The following is a 17676-nucleotide window of genomic DNA, read 5'->3' as shown; positions in this document are numbered from 1 at the left end:
GTGCCCGGCATAGCAACAATCCCTGTGGGAGCTGGCTTGCCAGCGATAGCGATGTGTCAGTCACCATTATTGTTGACTGATCCGGCGCCTTCGCTGGCAAGCCAGCTCCCACAGTGGTTTTTGGTGTTTGTTATGCCGTCGCTCGGCTCCAACATCACGCTCATCAATCATCCTTCTCAGCGTTTATCAGCACGCCTAGACTCGGCCCATTCCAAAAACAGGTAGGCCGCCATGTCCGAGTCGCTGCTCAGTTCCCGCAATCTGGCTTTCGAGCTGTACGAAGTCCTTGATGCCGAGGGTCTGACCCGGCGTGAGCGTTTTGCCGAGCACAACCGGGAAACCTTCGACGCGGCGATCGGCACGGCCCGCAGCATTGCCGAAAAGTATTTCGCGCCGCATAACCGCAAGGGTGACGAGAACGAGCCGCGCTATGAGGACGGTCAGGCGATTCTGATACCTGAGGTGAAACCGGCGGTGGATGCCTTCCTCGAAGCCGGTTTCCTTAACGCTGCGCGCAGTTTCGATGCCGGCGGCATGCAACTGCCTACGCTGCTGTCGCAAGCCTGCTTTGCCCATTTCCAGTCAGCCAATGCCGCCTCGACGTCGTACCCGTTCCTGACCATGGGCGCGGCCAACCTGATCGAAAGCTTCGGCACTGATGAGCAGAAACAGCGCTTCCTGCAACCGATGATCGATGGCCGCTTCTTTGGCACCATGGCCCTGACCGAGCCGCACGCCGGGTCATCGCTGTCGGATATTCGTACCCGCGCCGAGCCGGTGTCTGACGGCACGTATCGACTCAAGGGCAATAAGATTTTCATTTCCGGCGGTGATCATCCGCTGTCGGAAAACATCGTGCACATGGTGCTGGCCAAGCTGCCGGACGCACCGGCAGGCGTGAAAGGTATCTCGCTGTTTATCGTGCCGAAGTTTCTGGTCAATGATGACGGCAGCCTCGGCCCGCGCAACGACGTGCTGCTCGCGGGGCTGTTCCACAAGATGGGCTGGCGCGGCACCACCTCCACCGCGTTGAACTTCGGCGATAACGGCGAGTGTGTCGCCTATCTGGTGGGCAAGCCGCATCAAGGGCTGAGCTACATGTTCCAGATGATGAACGAAGCGCGGATCGGCGTTGGCATGGGCGCGGTGATGCTCGGTTATGCCGGTTATCTGTACTCGCTGGAGTACGCCCGCGAACGGCCGCAAGGCCGCGTGCCGGACAGCAAGGATCCGAGCACCGCGCCAGTGGCGATCATTCAGCACGCCGACGTCAGACGCATGCTGCTGACGCAAAAGTCCTACGTTGAAGGGGCATTTGACCTCGGCTTGTATGCCGCTCGACTGTTCGATGACACCACAACACTGGAAACCGAAGCCGAACGCCGACAGGCCCACGAGTTGCTGGACCTGCTCACGCCAATCGTCAAATCCTGGCCTTCGGAGTTTTGCCTGAAGGCCAACGAACTGGCGATTCAGATCCTCGGCGGCCACGGTTACACCCGCGAATACCCCGTCGAGCAGTATTACCGCGACAACCGCTTGAACCCGATCCACGAAGGCACCCACGGCATTCAGTCGCTGGATTTGCTGGGGCGCAAGCTGGCGCAGAACGGCGGGGCCGGACTCAAGCGTCTGGTGCGGTTGATTGCCGACACTGCTGAACGCTCCCGGGCGTATGAATCCCTGAGCCCATTGCGTGAGCCGCTGGAGCAATTGGTCGCGCGCCTGCAAACCGTGACCATTGGGTTGTTGACCGATCTGGCGCAGGGCAAGGTCAACAGCAGCCTGGCGAATTCGGCGCTGTACCTGAAAGTGTTCGGGCACACGGTGATTGGCTGGCGCTGGCTGGAACAGGCGATCCGTGCCGAGGAAGGGTTGGCCAAGGGGCATGCGGCGGATGTGGCGTTCTATAAGGGCAAGTTGCAGGCGGCGCGGTATTTTCTGACGTGGGAAGTGCCAGGTTGCCAGCATGAACTGACGCTGCTGGAGGCGCGGGATGATACGTGCCTGGGCATGCGGGATGAGTGGTTCTGATCCAAGCCCTATGTAGATGCTGAAATCCATTCGCGAGCAGGCTCGCTCCCACATTGGGACTGCTTATCCCTGTGGGAGCGAGCCTGCTCGCGAAGGCGTCAGCTAGAACAATACTTGCGTCAGCTCAACTTGAATCCACCCATCTGCCGCGTCAGGTCATCCGCCAACTGCTGCAGCATCTGACAATCCTCTCGACAAGCCCTCACTTCACCCGCCGTCGCCCGCGCCAGATCGGAAATCCCCTGCACGTTACGGTTGATCTCTTCCGTCACCGCCGACTGTTCTTCAGTCGCCGTCGCCACTTGGTGATTCATGTCACTGATGCGCTCGACCTGCCCGGTAATCGCCGTCAGCGACGCACCGGTGCGCTGGCTCGACTCAACGCCCGTGCCCGTCGCGGCCTGCCCGGTACGCATCGATGACACAGCGTTTTCCGCGCCCTGCTTGAGGCTGCCGATCATTTGCTGAATCTCATCGGTCGACGCCTGGGTACGTCGCGCCAGCGTGCGCACTTCGTCAGCTACCACGGCAAAACCACGGCCCATATCGCCGGCCCGCGCCGCTTCGATGGCCGCGTTCAGCGCCAGCAGATTGGTCTGCTCGGAGATGCCGCGAATCACCGCCAGCACCTGATCAATCGACGCCACCTGGTGCGCCAACTCGCCGACCGCCCCCGCCGCGAGGCCAATCTCATCTGACATGCTTTCAATATGCCGAATCGAACCGCCCACCACTTCGCGCGCCTTCAAGGCTTCGTCCCGTGCTGTCTGCGAGGCGAACGCCGCATTACCGGCGTTCTGCGCGATTTCCTGTACGGTCAGGCCCATCTCGTGAACGGCGGTGGCGACCATGTCGGTCATTTCCTGCTGACGGCCGGAGCGTTGTGCGGTGTTATCAACCACCTTCGCCACTTGGGCGACGGCGGTGCGCAGGCGTTCGCTGGTGGTCAGCACTTCAGCAATCATCCCGCGCTGGCTGTCCAGAAAGCGGTTGAAGCCCCGGGCGAGGTCGCCCAGTTCATCGGCGCGGCCAGAATCTAACCGGTGGGTCAAATCTCCACCACCGCTACCGATGGCCACCAGCGCTTCTGTTACCTGGCGAATCGGTCGTACCAACCCACGAGCCAGCAGCACCACCAATCCGAGGCATACCAAGGCCACCAACAGGCCAATGCCGCTGCTCATCCACATGGCTTTTCGGGCTTCGGCGTAGATCTGCGATTGCGGCACTTCGGCCACCAATGTCCAGCCCAAATCGCGCAATGGCAGGCTGAACGCCAGAAAGTCTTCGCCGTCGCGCTGGAAGCTGCTGTTCACGGCGGTTTTTTGGCCGAGTACAGCCTGCGCCGCCTGAGGACCGATTTGCTCGGAAAGGGTGCGTTTACCGCTGAACTGCGCCTCAGGGTGCACCTGGATCAAGCCATCGGAACGCACGAGATAGACCTTGCCGCGTTCGCCGAAACTAAAATTGTGGATCAGTTCCGACAGCTCTTTCATGCTCAGGCCGAGCCCGGCAATGCCGACGGTTTTGCCAGCGCTCTGCACTTTCAGGTCGATGAACAGCGCCAATTCGCCCGTGGCGACGTCGTTGTCGATGTTCAGGGTGCGTGGCTGGTGGCTGTCGACAAAGGAATAGAACCAGGCGTCCACCGGGTTCGCTCGGCTGAGGGTGCGATCCAGGCCTTTTTCGGTGTAGTAGTGGTTGGTATCGGTGCCGACGATCAATGCTGTAAAGGCTTTATGTTCGGCGCGGATGCCTTCCAGATACTGCACGAAGGCGGCCGTTCTCGAAGGGTCTTCACCGTTGGCCAGCCAGTCGCGCACCATGCTGTTGCTGGCGATGTCCTTGGCGGCGGTGAGGGGCTGAACGAGAATGCGCTCAATGTCGTTGCGCGTTGCTTCAATGCTTGACGGCAGCGCCTGATCGACCAGATAGCTCTGAGCGAGACGGTTGACCACGAGGGTATAAATGCCAACGACAATCAGAATGCTGACCAGCAGGGCGGTGCCCATACTGAGGATCAACTGCCACTGAATACTGCGACGCCAGAACTGCATGGGAACACCCCCAAGGAATAAGTGGCTGAAACACTGCAACAGCCGTGCCGATTGTATACAACCCAGTCGACAATCTATTCCTTGGTGGTGCGCAATCCCGTCAACCCTGATTGATGGTCTTGGCGATGGTCTCGACCGTGGCGCTGACTTGCTCTTGGTAACGCTCGAGTTCCTGCTGGTGCTGCTTCTTCATTTCGATCTGCTGCGAGCACAGATTCATGGCCGCCAGCACCAGCAGACGGTCACCGATCAGGGTCGGGTATTTGCGTTTGGTGTCGGCCAGGGCAGCCTTGAGCATCATGGCGGCGTCCAGCAGGGTCTGTTCCTCCCCTTCCGGTGCCTTGATCGAATAGTCCTCCCCCAGAATCGAGACGACTTTTACCCCTGCTGTGCCGTGATTCATGCGCTGACGGGACCGGCGGTGACTCGCTCAACCAGAGCCTGGATACGTGCGGCAGTGGCGCCGTGTTTTTCTTCCTGCTCCATCAGGTTCAGTTGCAGGCTCTCGTTTTCATCCTTGGTCTGGGCCAGTTCGGTGCGCAGGGTCTGATTGGTTTCCAGCAAGGTCTGGTTCTGTTGCACCAGGTCGCTGACGAGCTGTTCCAATTGGCTGAGGGATGCTTCCAACATTTTGATATTCCAGGCGTTTTTCAAAGGGCGCGTACGATAAAGAAAAGTCGTCTTGGGCGCCAGGGTTAAACCGGCGCAAGGCCTTGATTTTCCTGGCGGCCGACCGTTCCTGCGAGTGTTAAAGACTATGAATGGCGGATCTGGTTCCTGCACTTCGTCGCCCGACCACGGATGCGGCAAAAGCGCACAGGGGGTCAAGACTTTAGTCGCATGACCGATAAGTCATCCATACATACGTTTCAGTCCGCATGGATGCGGCCCTATTTCGGTAGCCCGCCATGTCCCTTCGCAATATCAATATCGCGCCCCGCGCGTTCACCGGCTTCGCCCTCATCGGCGCCCTGATGCTGATTCTCGGCATCTTTTCCCTGAACCAGATGAGCAAAATCCGCGCAGCCGGCGAAGACATTGCCAACGCCAGCGTGCCGTCGATCAAGAGCCTCGACGAATTCACCCAACTGAGCCTGCGCCTGCGCGTGTTGTCGTACCGCCTGCTGCTCAACCGCGAACCGGACGTGCAGCAGAAGACGTTCGAACTGTTCGACATGCGCAACCGCCAGATCGCCGATGCGCAAAAGGTTTACGAACCATTGATCGCCAGCCCGGAGGAACGCGCCGCTTACGACCAGTTTTTGCAGTTGCTGGGGCAGTACCGTCAACTTGAAGACCGGATGAAAACCCTGTCGCGCAACAATCAGGTGGATGAACTGCGGGAGTTGCTCAACAAGGATCTGCTGACAAACTCCGAAGCCGTGAATACCGCATTGACGCGTCTGCTGGACATCAACTCCGAGCAAGTCGCCGAAACCAATCAAGGCGCCGCCGACCAGTATTCGATGTCGTTCAATCTGGTCGTGACGTTGCTGCTGATCGCCAGCGGCCTGACCGTTCTGTTCGCCTGGCTGTTGACCGTCAGCATCACCAAGCCGATCGCCAAAGCACTGAATGCAGCGGAAACCATCGCTGAAGGTAATCTGACTCAGCCGATCCACGTTGATGGCACCGATGAAGCCGGGCGCCTGCTCGCGGCCATGGAGAAAATGCAAAGCAAGCTGCGCGACACGCTCCAGCGCATCTCCGGCTCGGCCACACAGTTGGCTTCCGCCGCCGAAGAATTGAACAGCGTCACCGACGAAAGCGCCCGTGGCCTGACTCAGCAGAACAACGAAATCGAACAAGCCGCCACCGCTGTCAACGAGATGACCAGCGCCGTTGAAGAAGTCGCACGCAACGCCGTCAGCACCTCCGAAGCCTCTAAAGAAGCCACCACCTCCGCCGGTGACGGACGTGATCTGGTGCAGGAAACCGTCAGCGCCATCGAGCGCATGAGCGCTGACGTCCAGAGCACCGCGACGTTGATCGGCGACCTGGCCAACGAGTCCCGCGACATTGGCAAAGTGCTCGACGTGATCCGTGGCCTTGCCGACCAGACCAATCTGCTGGCCCTGAACGCCGCTATCGAAGCCGCCCGTGCCGGTGAAGCCGGTCGCGGCTTTGCCGTGGTGGCCGATGAAGTGCGCGCACTGGCCCATCGCACGCAGCAGTCGACCAGTGAGATCGAACGCATGATCGGCAGCATCCAGACTGGCACCGAACACGCCGTGGATTCGATGCGCAACAGCACCGAGCGCGCCGAGTCGACCCTGAACATCGCCCGCGGCGCCGGCCTGTCGCTGGACACCATCAACACCGCCATCGTCGAAATCAACGAGCGCAATCTGGTCATCGCCAGCGCCGCTGAAGAACAGGCGCAGGTCGCGCGGGAAGTGGATCGCAACCTGGTGAACATCCGCGATCTGTCGGTGCAATCGGCGACCGGGGCGAGTCAGACGAGTGCGGCGAGTAATGAGCTGTCGCGGTTGGCGGTGGATCTGAACACGATGGTCGGGCGGTTCAGTCTGTAAAAACCAAAAGCGAAAGATCGCAGTCTTCGGCAGGCTGCGATCGGTTGATCTAATCCTTTTTGACATCACCACATTTCAACGGGTTAGAATCGCTGGCACGCGGACTGCATGGTCAGTTCGTGCCCGTCTTTATGCTTCTGGAGTACTGCCTTTGAATGCGACGACCATCAACAGCCTGTTCTTGATCGGCGCGTTGCTGGTGGGTGCGAGCATTCTGGTGAGCTCACTTTCGTCCCGTCTGGGCATTCCGATTCTGGTCATCATCCTCGCGGTGGGCATGTCCGCCGGGGTCGATGGCGGCGGCATTATCTTCGACAATTACCCCACGGCTTATCTGGTCGGCAACCTCGCCCTCGCGGTCATTCTGCTTGATGGTGGCTTGCGTACACGGGTGTCGAGTTTCCGCGTGGCGTTATGGCCGGCGCTGTCGCTGGCGACGGTCGGGGTGTTGATCACCACCGGCCTGACCGGTATGGCGGCGGCCTGGCTGTTCGACCTCAACCTGATTCAAGGCTTGTTGATCGGCGCCATCGTTGGTTCGACCGACGCCGCCGCCGTGTTCTCTTTGCTCGGCGGTAAAGGCCTGAACGAACGGGTAACCGCCACCCTCGAAATCGAGTCCGGCAGCAACGACCCGATGGCGGTTTTTCTCACCGTCACGCTCATTGACATGCTCGCCAGCGGCCAGACCGGCCTGCACTGGAGCCTCTTGACGCACCTGATTCGAGAATTCGGCATCGGCGGCGTCATCGGCCTTGGCGGCGGCTGGGTCATGTTGCAACTGGTCAACCGCATCAACCTGGCCGCTGGCCTGTATCCGATTTTGGTGATCGCCGGCGGTCTCGTCGTGTTCGCCCTGACCAACGCCTTGCATGGCAGCGGTTTCCTCGCCGTTTACCTGTGCGGCCTCGTCATCGGTAACCGTCCAGTGCGCAGCCGCCACGGCATCCTGCACATGCTTGACGGCATGGCCTGGCTGGCGCAAATCGGCATGTTCCTGGTGCTGGGCCTGTTGGTCACCCCGCATGATTTGCTGCCCATCGCCCTGCCCGCGCTGGGTCTGGCGCTGTGGATGATTCTGTTCGCGCGGCCGCTGTCGGTGATGGTCGGCTTGCTGCCGTTCAAGGCATTCCATGGGCGGGAAAAGGTCTTTATTTCCTGGGTCGGATTGCGCGGCGCGGTGCCGATCATTCTCGCGGTGTTCCCGTTGATGGCCGGCCTGCCCGATGCTCAGCTGTATTTCAATTTGGCGTTCTTCATCGTGCTGGTCTCGCTGCTGTTGCAAGGCACAAGCCTGCCGTGGGTCGCCAAACTGCTAAAAGTCACGGTTCCGCCGGAGCCCGCGCCGATTTCCCGGGCGGCGCTTGAAGTCCACGTCACCAGCGAGTGGGAGCTGTTCGTTTATAAGCTCGGCGCGGAGAAATGGTGCATCGGCTCCCCCCTTCGTGAGCTGAAAATGCCCGAAGGCACCCGTATCGCAGCCCTGTTTCGTGGCCAGCAACTGCTCCATCCGTCGGGTAGTACGGTGCTGGAAGTCGATGATTTGCTGTGTGTTATCGGCCATGAACACAACCTTCCGGCCCTGGGAAAACTGTTCAGTCAGGCGCCGCAACGGGGACTCGATTTGCGCTTCTTCGGCGACTTCGTACTCGAAGGAGACGCCCAACTCAAAGCGGTTGCCGCCCTCTACGGGCTGCCGGCCGAGGGCATCGATCCGGACATGACCCTGGGACGCTTCATTGCCCAGAAAGTGGGGGGTGCTCCGATCGTTGGCGACCAGGTGGAGTGGAACAACACTCATTGGACGGTTGCGGTCATGGACGGGAACAAGATCGGCAAAGTGGGCGTCAGATTCCCCGAAGGAAGTCGCCCGGGCCCCGGACTCTTCCTCTAAACTGCGTCCACTCTCACTTGCTTGACCGGTCTCTATGCCTACCCTGCGCTCCTATTTTGTTGCGGCCCTGCTGGGGCTGACTCTTTTTGTCGGCCCGCTGTCGGCCGCCGAACCACCGTCCACCGATACCGTACAGGCCAGCCTGGACAAGATCGCCGACCGCAAACTGCCGGAAGCCGATCAAAAAGCCCTGCAAAGCGTTTTGCAAAACACGCTCACCCAACTCAACAGTCGACGTGACTACGAGCAAAAGCTCACTGACCTCAAGCAGCAACTGGCCAGCGCCCCGCGCCAGACGCTTGAAAGCCAGCGCGAACTGACGCGTTTGAAGGCCACCAATGTCGTGCCGGTGGCGCAGCGCTTTACCAAGGAGTCGATCCAGCAACTGGAGCAGATGCTCACGGATCGCTCGACCCAGCAAAGCGATCTGCAAAAAGCCCTGGCTGACGCCAACAGCCTGATCATCACCGCGCAAACCCGTCCCGAGCGCGCCCAGGGGGAAATCGCCAGTAGCCAGACGCGCATCCAGCAGATCAACAACACCCTCAAGCTGGGCAAGGACAACGGCAAAAACCTCAGCGGCGAGCAACGCGACCAGCTCAATGCCGAACTGGCCGCGCTGAACGCTTTGATCCCGTTGCGCCGTCAGGAACTGGCCGGCAACAGTCAGTTGCAGGATCTGGGCAACGCCCAGCATGACTTGCTCACGGAAAAATCCGACCGACTGGATCGCGAGATCCAGGAACTGCAAACCCTGATCAACCAGAAACGTCTGGCCCAGTCTCAGGAAACGGTGACCCAGCAATCCATCGAAGCGCAAAAATCCGGCAGCAGCAGCCTGCTCGCCACCGAAAGCGCGGCCAACCTCAAGCTCTCCGACTATTTGCTCAAAAGCACCGACCGCCTCAATGAAGTCACCCAACAGAATCTGCAGACCAAGCAGCTACTCGACAGCGTGACCCAGAGCGACTCGGCCCTCGACGAGCAGATCAACGTGCTCAAGGGCAGCCTGCTGCTGTCGAAGATTCTCTACAAACAGAAACAGGCGCTGCCGCGACTTAAGGTTGACCGCGACCTGGCGGATCAGATCGCCGACATTCGTCTGTATCAGTTCGAAGTCAGCCAGCAGCGTGAACTGCTGAGCAATCCCACTGCTTACGTCGACAACTTGTTGTCCACACAGCCTCCGGAACAAGTGACCCCGCAACTGCGCAAAAGCTTGCTGGATCTGGCCAACACTCGCGCCGACCTGCTGGAACGCTTGAACCGCGAACTGAGCGCGGTGCTCAACGAATCGATCACCCTGCAACTCAACCAGAAACAACTGCTGAGCACCGCGCAAAGTCTGCGCGCCACCCTCGACGAGCAGATGTTCTGGATTCCCAGTAACAAGCCGCTCGACACCGAATGGATGCGCGGCGTGCCGGAACGCTTGAAACGGCAGATCGATACCCTGCCGCTGGCTTCGAGCCTGAGCGAACTGACCGACGGCCTGACTCAGCGGCCCTTGCTGTTCCTGCCGCTGGCCCTGCTGATCGGCGCACTGCTGTGGCGTCGCAAGCACCTGTATGCACGGTTGAACAAAGTTCACCAGGACATCGGCCACTTCAAGCGCGACAGTCAATTGCACACGCCGCAAGCGATCCTGATCAATATTTTGCTGGCCATGCCGGTAGCGTTAGGCCTGGGCCTGTGCGGACTGGCGTTGCAGATCGACGCCCGAGGACAAAACGCCAACATGGGCGCTGCGCTGCTGCAAATGGCCCAGGCCTGGCTGGTGTTCTACACCGCGTACCGGATTCTCGCGCCGGCCGGCGTCGCCGAGTTGCACTTCCGCTGGGAAAAACCCCAGGTCGAATTCCTTCAGGGCTGGGTGCGCCGACTCGGGCTGGTCGTCATGGCGCTGGTCGCCGTGGTGGCGGTCGCTGAGCTGCAACCGGCGGCGCTGGCCGATGACGTGCTCGGCATGCCGGTGGTGTTGACCTGCTACGCCTTGATGGCGTGGCTGCTCAGCCGTCTGCTGATCAGCAGCCCGACTCACAAAAACGCTTCGCTGTTCCGCAAGGCCGTCGGTGTGATGTTCACGGCACTGCCGATCGCGTTGTTCGTGGCGGTGTGTTTCGGCTACTACTACACCGCGTTGAAACTCAGCGACCGGCTGATCAACACGCTGTACCTGCTGATGTTCTGGCTGGTGATCGAAGCTACATTTGTCCGTGGCCTCAGCGTCGCGGCGCGGCGCCTGGCTTACCAGCGTGCGCTGGCGAAACGGCAAGCGGCCAAGGAGGCCGGCGACGGCGAAACGGTGATCGAAGAGCCGACTCTGGACATTGAAAAGGTCAACGAACAGTCTCTGCGCCTGATCCGTCTGGCCTTGCTCGGCGGCTTCATCGCCGCGCTGTACTGGGTCTGGTCGGATCTGATTTCGGTGTTCTCGTATCTGGACAACGTCACCCTTTACGAATACACCAGCGGCACCGGCGCCAACATGAGCATGGTGCCGATCAGCATCGGCGACATGCTTGGCGCGGTGATCATCATCGGCATCACCTTTGCCCTGGCGCGTAACTTGCCGGGCCTGCTCGAAGTGTTTGTGCTGTCCAAGCTCAATCTGGCGCAGGGCAGCGCCTATGCGACGACAACCTTACTGTCCTACGTGATCGCCGGGATCGGCTTCGTCTCGACGCTGTCGACCCTCGGCGTGAGCTGGGACAAGTTGCAATGGCTGGTGGCGGCGCTGTCGGTCGGCCTCGGTTTCGGCATGCAGGAGATCTTCGCGAATTTCATCTCCGGCATCATGATTCTGTTCGAACGCCCGGTGCGGATCGGCGACACCATCACCATCGGCAACCTGTCGGGCACGGTGAGCAAGATCCGCATCCGCGCCACGACCATTACCGACTTCGACCGCAAGGACATCATTGTCCCGAACAAAACGTTCATCACCGGGCAACTGATCAACTGGTCGCTGACCGACACCATCACCCGCGTGACGCTCAAGCTCGGCGTGGACTACGGCTCGGATCTGGATCTGGTGAAGGAATTACTGCTCAAGGCTGCCCGGGAAAACCCGCGCGTGCTCAAGGAGCCCGAGCCGCATGTGTATTTCCTTAACTTCGGCGAAAGCACCCTCGATCACGAACTGCGCATGCATGTACGCGATCTGGGTGACCGCAACCCGGTGCTGGATGAAGTCAACCGCTTCATCAACCGCGAGTTCAAAAAGCAGCACATCAACATCTCGTTCCGCCAGATGGAGGTGTATCTGAAGAACCTGCAAGGCCAGGAATACAAGATGGTGCCGGTAGAGCCAGAAACGAAAACCATCGCGCCGCTCGTCGATGGGCAGAAGCCTGCGCAGGAACCGCCGGTTTCCAAACTCGACTAACCCGTATGATCCCAGCAGAATGCTCGGACATTCTGCTGGAGTCGGCCCTTGAAAGCCCTCGACGAACTGATCTTCGACAACCGCTTCGCCCGCCTCGGCGATGCGTTCTCCGCTCACGTACTGCCCGAGCCGATCGACAATCCACGCCTGGTCGTTTCCAGCCCTGCCGCGCTGGCACGGCTGGACCTCGACCCGGGGGTGGCCGAAACGCAGGAATTCGCCGAACTGTTCGGCGGCCACAAGTTGTGGGCCGATGCCGAACCGCGCGCGATGGTCTATTCCGGTCATCAGTTCGGCGGCTATACGCCGCAACTGGGCGACGGCCGAGGCCTGTTGCTGGGCGAGGTCTATAACAACGCTGGCGAGCATTGGGACTTGCACTTGAAGGGCGCCGGGCAGACACCGTTTTCACGCATGGGCGATGGCCGTGCGGTGTTGCGTTCGTCGATCCGCGAATTCCTGGCCTCCGAAGCCCTGCACGCGCTGAACATTCCGACGTCACGCGCCGGCTGCGTGATCGGCTCCGACACCCCGGTCTGGCGTGAAAAACAGGAACGTGCGGCCATGGTGCTGCGCCTGGCACCAAGCCATGTCCGCTTCGGCCACTTCGAATATTTCTACTACACCAAACGCCCCGAACAGCAGAAAGAGCTTGGCGAACACGTATTGGCGATGCACTTTGCCGAATGCCTGGAGCAGCCGGAACCGTATCTGGCGATGTTCCGTGAAATCGTCGAGCGTAACGCCGAGCTGATCGCCAAATGGCAGGCTTATGGCTTCTGTCACGGGGTGATGAACACTGACAACATGTCGATCCTCGGCATCACCTTCGACTTTGGCCCGTATGCCTTCCTCGATGACTTTGATGCCAATTTCATCTGCAACCATTCCGACGACCAGGGCCGCTACTCGTTCAGCAATCAGGTGCCGATCGGCCAGTGGAACCTCAGCGCCCTCGCCCAGGCCCTGACGCCGTTCATCAGCGTCGACGCCCTGCGCGAAGCACTCGGCCTGTACCTGCCGCTGTTCCAGGCGCACTACCTCGACCTGATGCGCCGCCGTTTCGGCTTCACCACCGCCGAAGACGACGACCAGAAACTGCTCGAAGACCTGCTGCAACTGATGCAAAACAGCGGCGTCGACTACACCCTGTTTTTCCGCCGCCTCGGCGATCAATCAGCGGACCAGGCCATCGCCCGTCTGCGCGACGACTTCGTCGACATCAAGGGCTTCGACGCCTGGGGCGAACGTTACATCGCCCGCGTCAGCCGCGACGGCAACGCCGATCAGGAACAGCGCCGCACGCGGATGCACGCGGTCAATCCGCTGTACATCCTGCGCAATTACCTGGCGCAAAAAGCCATTGATGCGGCAGAGAGTGGCGACTACTCAGAGGTGCGCCGGCTGCACGCGGTGCTGAGCAAGCCGTTCGAAGAACAACCGGGGATGGAGAGCTACGCGCAGCGGCCGCCGGAGTGGGGCAAGCATTTGGAGATCAGTTGTTCGTCTTGATTCGGGTCAGACAAAGACGTCTACCGGCAGATTGAAACGCTCCGCAAGCCAGCGAACCTGTCGAAGGTTGAGCTGGCGTTTGCCACTCAGGATTTCGGAAACGACCGACTGGGTTCCGACACCGGGGAGGTCGCTTTGGGTCATGCCATGCTCGCGCATCAGATACCCCATAACCTCATAACCCGGTGGTTTGGGCGCTGGGTGATGTTCAAGATCCCACGCCTCGATCCAGTCACCGATGATGTCCACCAGCCCCATCAAAGGGTGGGATTCATCATCGCCGGTCATCTCTAGCAACTCGTCAACCGCTTGTACCAGTGTGTCGTAGTCGTCTTCACTTTTCGGTTTGCGCAGCAATGGCGCCACGAACTCCCAGTGCTCGGCGGCTTTTTTGATCAGAACACTCATGCTTTCCCCTCCTTCCACTTACCGCGGTCATATTCTCGGTGATCCACCACACACTTGATGTAGAGTTTTTGCGGTCGGTATCTGACCCAGGCGATCAACCTAAGCTTATTGCCGCCAATATCGAAAATATGAAACTCGCCCACCTGTCGATTGCAGGCAACAACGTCTTCATCGCGGCAAAGTCTGAAGGTGTGCTTGCTTTCGCCAATTCGAGCCAATGATCAAGTGCCGTCGCCGCGTTCGGCCACCTGACCTTGGCTTCGCGTATTCGTTTTGCAGTGGTGACATGCATGCAACATCCTTATCGCATTCTGCTATGGGGAGTTAATCACAGATCAAAATTATCGCAGGTTGCGATATCGACGAGCAGACCAACGGGCTCGCGGCCTACGACTCAGCCTAGATTCCGAGACGAAGACTGCACGATTGAAAATATGAGCAAACGTCTCCAACTAGTGGTTATCGGTTTTCCTCTGGAATTTGATCATGACCCATCCTCTCCTCATCCCCTGCCCCCACTGCAACGGCCTCAACCGCATCCCCGCCGAACGCCTGGGCGATCAGCCGAAATGCGGGCGCTGCAAGGCTGAAGTCCTGCTCAGCAAGCCGTTTGACTTGAAACAAGGCGATTACACCAGCCAGATCAAGGGTGATCTGCCGTTACTGGTAGACGTCTGGGCCGAATGGTGTGGGCCGTGCAAGTCGTTTGCGCCGGTATTTGAGCAGGCGGCTGCGCAGTTGGCTGGCAAGTGTCGCTTGGCCAAGCTCGACAGTGAGGCGAATCAGCAGTTGTCGGCACAGTTGGGGATTCGCTCGATTCCGAGCCTGATCCTGTTCAAAGACGGCCGGGAAGTAGCGCGTCAGAGCGGCGCTTTTCCGTTGCCGCAGCTGATGGCGTGGTTGCGCAGCCAAGGAATCTGACACAACACAACCTACCGTAGGAGCGAGCAGGCTCGCTCCTACGATGATTTTCAGGCGTTTTCGAGCAGGTTATGCAGTTCGACAAACTGCTGAGTCAGCTTGTGCCGTGGATCAAGGTGGATCAGCGGCGTGCTCGCCTGATGTGATTCGCGCATGCGTACCGAGCTGGTCAGATACACCGGCAGCACCGGCAACCCTTCGGCAATCAGTTCGTCAAGGATCTGCTGCGGCAGGCTCGCCCGGGCCTGGAACTGGTTGACGACGATGCCTTCGACTTCCAGCCCTTCGTTGTGGTCATCCTTCAATTCTTCGATTTCCGCCATCAAGCCGTACAAGGCCTGACGCGAGAAGCTGTCGCAATCGAAAGGAATCAACACACGATCAGCGGCAATCAACGCCGATACCGCATAGAAATTCAGCGCAGGAGGCGTATCGAGATAGATTCGCTCGTAATCTTCGGACAACTCATCCAGTAATTTTCGCAGCTTGTTGATCTTGTGCTTGGCCTCAAGCTTGGGCTGCAGATCGGCGAGTTCGGCGGTTGCGGTGATGATATGAAGGTTGTCGAACGGGGTTTCGTAGATATCCGCCTGGTTCTTCTTCGAAAATGGCCCGGAAGACAGGGTCTGCTTGAAGAAATCAGCAATGCCCATCGGTATGTCATCACCGGTGAGGCCGGTCAGGTATTGAGTGGAGTTGGCCTGGGAATCGAGATCCACCAACAGCGTGCGATAGCCCTCGCTGGCGCTGACCGCCGCCAGATTGCAGGCAATGCTCGACTTGCCCACGCCACCTTTCTGATTGAACACCACACGCCGCATGACTAAACCTCCGTGTATCAAAGAATGACCGAGTGTAGATGCCTGCGAGACCGCTTCGCTACCTTGATGCGACACGGACTACAGGCTCATCGGGAAATGCGTCGGCAAAGCGGTGTAAAGGCCGCCAACGATTCAAGAGATGACTGACAGACACCCCCCGGCGAATCTGGATAATGGCCAAATGATATTTTTCAATGCACCGCTCAGTACATTTTGCTGAGCAAAATGTAACCAACGTTTGCTACACGCCCGTCTCACCGGGATAATGCGCGCCACTCGGCGCCCTGCGTCACGTCAGGTCGGCCATGGCTTTGGCGATTCACTCGCGTCATAACAAGCCCGCAGGGGCGGGAAAAATCCGTGATCAACTTCAACATCGCCCAATGGCGCGCGTGGGCCCCGGGGCTCGATAGCGTGGAAGCCTGGCAGGCCTGGAGCCGACAGCCGGTCGTCCTCCAGCGCAGTGATGCCGCGCCCGATGTGTCGTTTCTCCCGGCCATGCAGCGGCGGCGTCTCAGCCGGTTGGCGCGCATGGCGTTCAGTGTGGGTTGGCCACTTGCCGACGGTCGGGAAAACCTGCCGCTGGTCTTTGTCTCCCGTCACGGCGAAACCCCGCGCACTTTCGAGATTCTCAGCGACCTGGCGAACGAGCAACCCCTGTCGCCGACCCAATTCAGCCTTTCAGTGCATAACGCGATCATTGGCTTGTGGTCGATCATGCGCGGCGAAACAGCTGAAATGACCGCGCTCGCCGCCGCCGGGGACGGATTGGAAAACGGCATGCTCGAAGCGGCTGCCCTGCTGAACGAAGGCGCCCCGGCCGTGCTGCTGGTGATCACTGAAGAGCAGCCGCCCGAAGCCTATTCGGCCTGGATCGACGACGTGCCGTTCCCTTACGCCGTTGGCCTTTTGCTCACGCCGGGTACCGACTGGCGGCTGACCCTGAACAGCACGACAGAAGCACTGTCCAAACCGCACTGGCCCCACGCGCTGAACTTGTTGCGCGCCCTGCTCGGCCAGCGAACCCTTTGCCAACATGCCTGGAAAAATCGTGTATGGACCTGGCAACGCAACCCGTAGCCGATAAGCCTCGCGACGCCTACTACTGGCGTCTGCTGGCCACTGCCGCAAGTTTCGCGCTCTTCGGGCTCGGCGGACTTTGCCTGCGATTGATGGTGTTTCCGCTGCTCGGGTGCTTGCCGGGTGATGCGCAGACGCACCGGCAGCGGGCGCGGCGAATGGTCAGTCAGTTGTTCTGGTTTTTCGTCCGGTTCATGGCGCGAACCGGCGTGCTGACTTATGACATCCAGGGCGCCGAGCGTCTGGGCCGCCCCGGGCAGATGATCATCGCCAACCATCCGTCGCTGATCGACGTTGTATTCCTGATCGGGCTGGTGCGTCACGCCAACTGCGTGGTGAAGAAAACGCTGTGGGAAAACCCCTTTACTCGCAGCCCGTTGCGCCGCGCCGAGTACATCAGCAATGACGGCAGCATGGACATGCTCGACGCCGCTGCCAATGCCCTGAAGAACGGCCAGACCCTGATCATTTTCCCCGAAGGCACGCGTACCCAGCCGGGTCAGGCCCCGTCCTTTCATCGGGGCGCGGCAGCCATTGCCTTGCGCGGTGCGAAGATTCTTACGCCGGTGATCATCAAGGTCAGCCCGACCACATTGACCAAGGCCGAACCGTGGTATCGCATCCCGATGCGCCGCGTGCACTTCAGTTTTCGTGTCGGGGCCGATATAGACCCACAGACCTTTGCCGCGCAAGGACCTGCGCCGCAGGCTTCGCGCAAGCTCAACGACTATTTGCATCAATTTTTCATTAAGGAGCTCGCCGAAGATGAGCGATCTGAATCGTGACATAAAACTGTTGATCATCGACGCCCTCGGCCTCGAAGACATCAGCGCCGAGGACATCGGCGACAACCAGACGCTGTTCGGCGAGGGCCTGGGCCTGGATTCCGTGGACGCACTGGAGTTGGGCCTGGCCATCCAGAAAAAGTACGGCATCAAGATCGATGCCGATGCCAAGGACACCCGCAACCATTTCTCCAACGTGGCCAGCCTCGCGGCATTCGTCACGGCAAAAAAGGCAGCTTGAG

Annotated in this window: 14 protein-coding genes and 3 pseudogenes; 10 read left to right on the top strand and 7 right to left on the bottom strand. The window is 59.7% G+C overall.

Translation table 11 applies throughout. From position 1 onward, the window contains the following. The first annotated feature begins 231 nt into the window (after nucleotides 1-231). Entirely contained in the window at nucleotides 232-2034 is a 1803-nt protein-coding gene (locus GIW69_RS20015; protein ID WP_236484511.1) for an acyl-CoA dehydrogenase, read from the top strand. A 119-nt stretch (nucleotides 2035-2153) separates the two neighbouring features. Here GIW69_RS20015 and GIW69_RS26455 read toward each other — a convergent pair whose 3' ends face one another. From GIW69_RS26455 to GIW69_RS20000, 4 genes and pseudogenes are all read right to left on the bottom strand, one after another. Further along, on the bottom strand, nucleotides 2154-2885 hold the full coding sequence (locus GIW69_RS26455) for a methyl-accepting chemotaxis protein (RefSeq protein WP_496570941.1): 732 nt from the start codon (nucleotides 2883-2885) through the stop codon (nucleotides 2154-2156). Nucleotides 2886-3020: 135 nt separating this feature from the next. Then, nucleotides 3021-4046, bottom strand: a pseudogene (locus GIW69_RS26450) (HAMP domain-containing protein); the annotation flags it as partial. 145 nt (nucleotides 4047-4191) lie between these two features. Next, nucleotides 4192-4494, bottom strand: a complete 303-nt coding sequence (locus GIW69_RS20005) for a cell division protein ZapA (protein WP_236484509.1) — start codon at nucleotides 4492-4494, stop codon at nucleotides 4192-4194. Then, complete coding sequence (locus GIW69_RS20000; RefSeq protein ID WP_236484508.1) at nucleotides 4491-4721, bottom strand: hypothetical protein; 231 nt, start codon at nucleotides 4719-4721, stop codon at nucleotides 4491-4493. The genes GIW69_RS20005 and GIW69_RS20000 overlap by 4 nt, the downstream gene beginning before the upstream one ends. A gap of 278 nt (nucleotides 4722-4999) precedes the next feature. Here GIW69_RS20000 and GIW69_RS26445 point away from each other — a divergent pair. From GIW69_RS26445 to selO, 5 genes and pseudogenes are all read left to right on the top strand, one after another. Then, nucleotides 5000-5722 (top strand): annotated as a pseudogene (locus GIW69_RS26445) (MCP four helix bundle domain-containing protein); the annotation flags it as partial. Between the two features lie 30 nt (nucleotides 5723-5752). Next, on the top strand, nucleotides 5753-6625 hold the full coding sequence (locus GIW69_RS26440) for a methyl-accepting chemotaxis protein (RefSeq protein WP_496570940.1): 873 nt from the start codon (nucleotides 5753-5755) through the stop codon (nucleotides 6623-6625). Nucleotides 6626-6776: 151 nt separating this feature from the next. Further along, nucleotides 6777-8519 (top strand): potassium/proton antiporter, encoded by a 1743-nt coding sequence (locus GIW69_RS19990; protein WP_236484506.1) that lies wholly within the window; start codon nucleotides 6777-6779, stop codon nucleotides 8517-8519. A gap of 34 nt (nucleotides 8520-8553) precedes the next feature. Next, on the top strand, nucleotides 8554-11907 hold the full coding sequence (gene mscK, locus GIW69_RS19985; RefSeq protein WP_236484505.1) for a mechanosensitive channel MscK: 3354 nt from the start codon (nucleotides 8554-8556) through the stop codon (nucleotides 11905-11907). A gap of 48 nt (nucleotides 11908-11955) precedes the next feature. After that, nucleotides 11956-13419, top strand: a complete 1464-nt coding sequence (gene selO / locus GIW69_RS19980) for a protein adenylyltransferase SelO (RefSeq protein ID WP_236484504.1) — start codon at nucleotides 11956-11958, stop codon at nucleotides 13417-13419. Between the two features lie 6 nt (nucleotides 13420-13425). On the opposite strand, the gene GIW69_RS19975 is transcribed toward selO, so the two are convergent. Both GIW69_RS19975 and GIW69_RS19970 read right to left on the bottom strand, forming a co-directional pair. Continuing rightward, nucleotides 13426-13827 carry a transcriptional regulator gene (locus GIW69_RS19975; protein ID WP_236484503.1) on the bottom strand — a complete coding sequence of 134 codons (402 nt, stop codon included), beginning with the start codon at nucleotides 13825-13827 and terminating at the stop codon, nucleotides 13426-13428. Next, nucleotides 13824-14119, bottom strand: a pseudogene (locus GIW69_RS19970) (type II toxin-antitoxin system HigB family toxin). The gene GIW69_RS19975 and the pseudogene GIW69_RS19970 overlap by 4 nt, the downstream one beginning before the upstream one ends. A 194-nt stretch (nucleotides 14120-14313) precedes the next feature. Here GIW69_RS19970 and trxC point away from each other — a divergent pair. After that, a complete protein-coding gene (gene trxC / locus GIW69_RS19965) occupies nucleotides 14314-14748 on the top strand; it encodes a thioredoxin TrxC (RefSeq protein ID WP_236484502.1) in 435 nt (144 codons plus the stop codon). Nucleotides 14749-14798: 50 nt separating this feature from the next. Here the strand turns inward: trxC and GIW69_RS19960 are convergent, their stop codons facing one another. Continuing rightward, nucleotides 14799-15569, bottom strand: a complete 771-nt coding sequence (locus GIW69_RS19960) for a ParA family protein (RefSeq protein ID WP_236484501.1) — start codon at nucleotides 15567-15569, stop codon at nucleotides 14799-14801. A 360-nt stretch (nucleotides 15570-15929) separates the two neighbouring features. Between GIW69_RS19960 and GIW69_RS19955 the strand changes: the two genes are divergently transcribed. From GIW69_RS19955 to GIW69_RS19945, 3 genes are read left to right on the top strand one after another with little or no spacing between them, the layout of a single operon-like run. Next, nucleotides 15930-16649, top strand: a complete 720-nt coding sequence (locus tag GIW69_RS19955) for a beta-ketoacyl synthase chain length factor (RefSeq protein WP_236484500.1) — start codon at nucleotides 15930-15932, stop codon at nucleotides 16647-16649. Beyond that, nucleotides 16625-17434: a lysophospholipid acyltransferase family protein gene (locus GIW69_RS19950; RefSeq protein ID WP_236484499.1), complete on the top strand. Its 810-nt coding sequence runs from the start codon at nucleotides 16625-16627 to the stop codon at nucleotides 17432-17434. The genes GIW69_RS19955 and GIW69_RS19950 overlap by 25 nt, the downstream gene beginning before the upstream one ends. Then, nucleotides 17415-17675: a phosphopantetheine-binding protein gene (locus GIW69_RS19945; RefSeq protein WP_236484498.1), complete on the top strand. Its 261-nt coding sequence runs from the start codon at nucleotides 17415-17417 to the stop codon at nucleotides 17673-17675. The genes GIW69_RS19950 and GIW69_RS19945 overlap by 20 nt, the downstream gene beginning before the upstream one ends. The last annotated feature ends 1 nt before the right edge of the window (nucleotide 17676 follow it).

The organism is Pseudomonas syringae (assembly GCF_021605415.1).
Classification (GTDB): domain Bacteria; phylum Pseudomonadota; class Gammaproteobacteria; order Pseudomonadales; family Pseudomonadaceae; genus Aquipseudomonas; species Aquipseudomonas syringae_S.
Note: the sequence above shows the minus strand (reverse complement) of the source record. Positions and strands in the feature narration are given on the sequence as shown.

Coding starts and splice junctions, on each gene's coding strand:
- GIW69_RS20015 (WP_236484511.1), top strand. CDS start 232: ATGTCCGAGTCGCTGCTCAGTTCCCGCAATCTGGCTTTCGAGCTGTAC.
- GIW69_RS26455 (WP_496570941.1), bottom strand. CDS start 2,885: ATGGTCGCCACCGCCGTTCACGAGATGGGCCTGACCGTACAGGAAATC.
- GIW69_RS20005 (WP_236484509.1), bottom strand. CDS start 4,494: ATGAATCACGGCACAGCAGGGGTAAAAGTCGTCTCGATTCTGGGGGAG.
- GIW69_RS20000 (WP_236484508.1), bottom strand. CDS start 4,721: ATGTTGGAAGCATCCCTCAGCCAATTGGAACAGCTCGTCAGCGACCTG.
- GIW69_RS26440 (WP_496570940.1), top strand. CDS start 5,753: ATGGAGAAAATGCAAAGCAAGCTGCGCGACACGCTCCAGCGCATCTCC.
- mscK (WP_236484505.1), top strand. CDS start 8,554: ATGCCTACCCTGCGCTCCTATTTTGTTGCGGCCCTGCTGGGGCTGACT.
- GIW69_RS19975 (WP_236484503.1), bottom strand. CDS start 13,827: ATGAGTGTTCTGATCAAAAAAGCCGCCGAGCACTGGGAGTTCGTGGCG.
- trxC (WP_236484502.1), top strand. CDS start 14,314: ATGACCCATCCTCTCCTCATCCCCTGCCCCCACTGCAACGGCCTCAAC.
- GIW69_RS19960 (WP_236484501.1), bottom strand. CDS start 15,569: ATGCGGCGTGTGGTGTTCAATCAGAAAGGTGGCGTGGGCAAGTCGAGC.
- GIW69_RS19950 (WP_236484499.1), top strand. CDS start 16,625: ATGGACCTGGCAACGCAACCCGTAGCCGATAAGCCTCGCGACGCCTAC.
- GIW69_RS19945 (WP_236484498.1), top strand. CDS start 17,415: ATGAGCGATCTGAATCGTGACATAAAACTGTTGATCATCGACGCCCTC.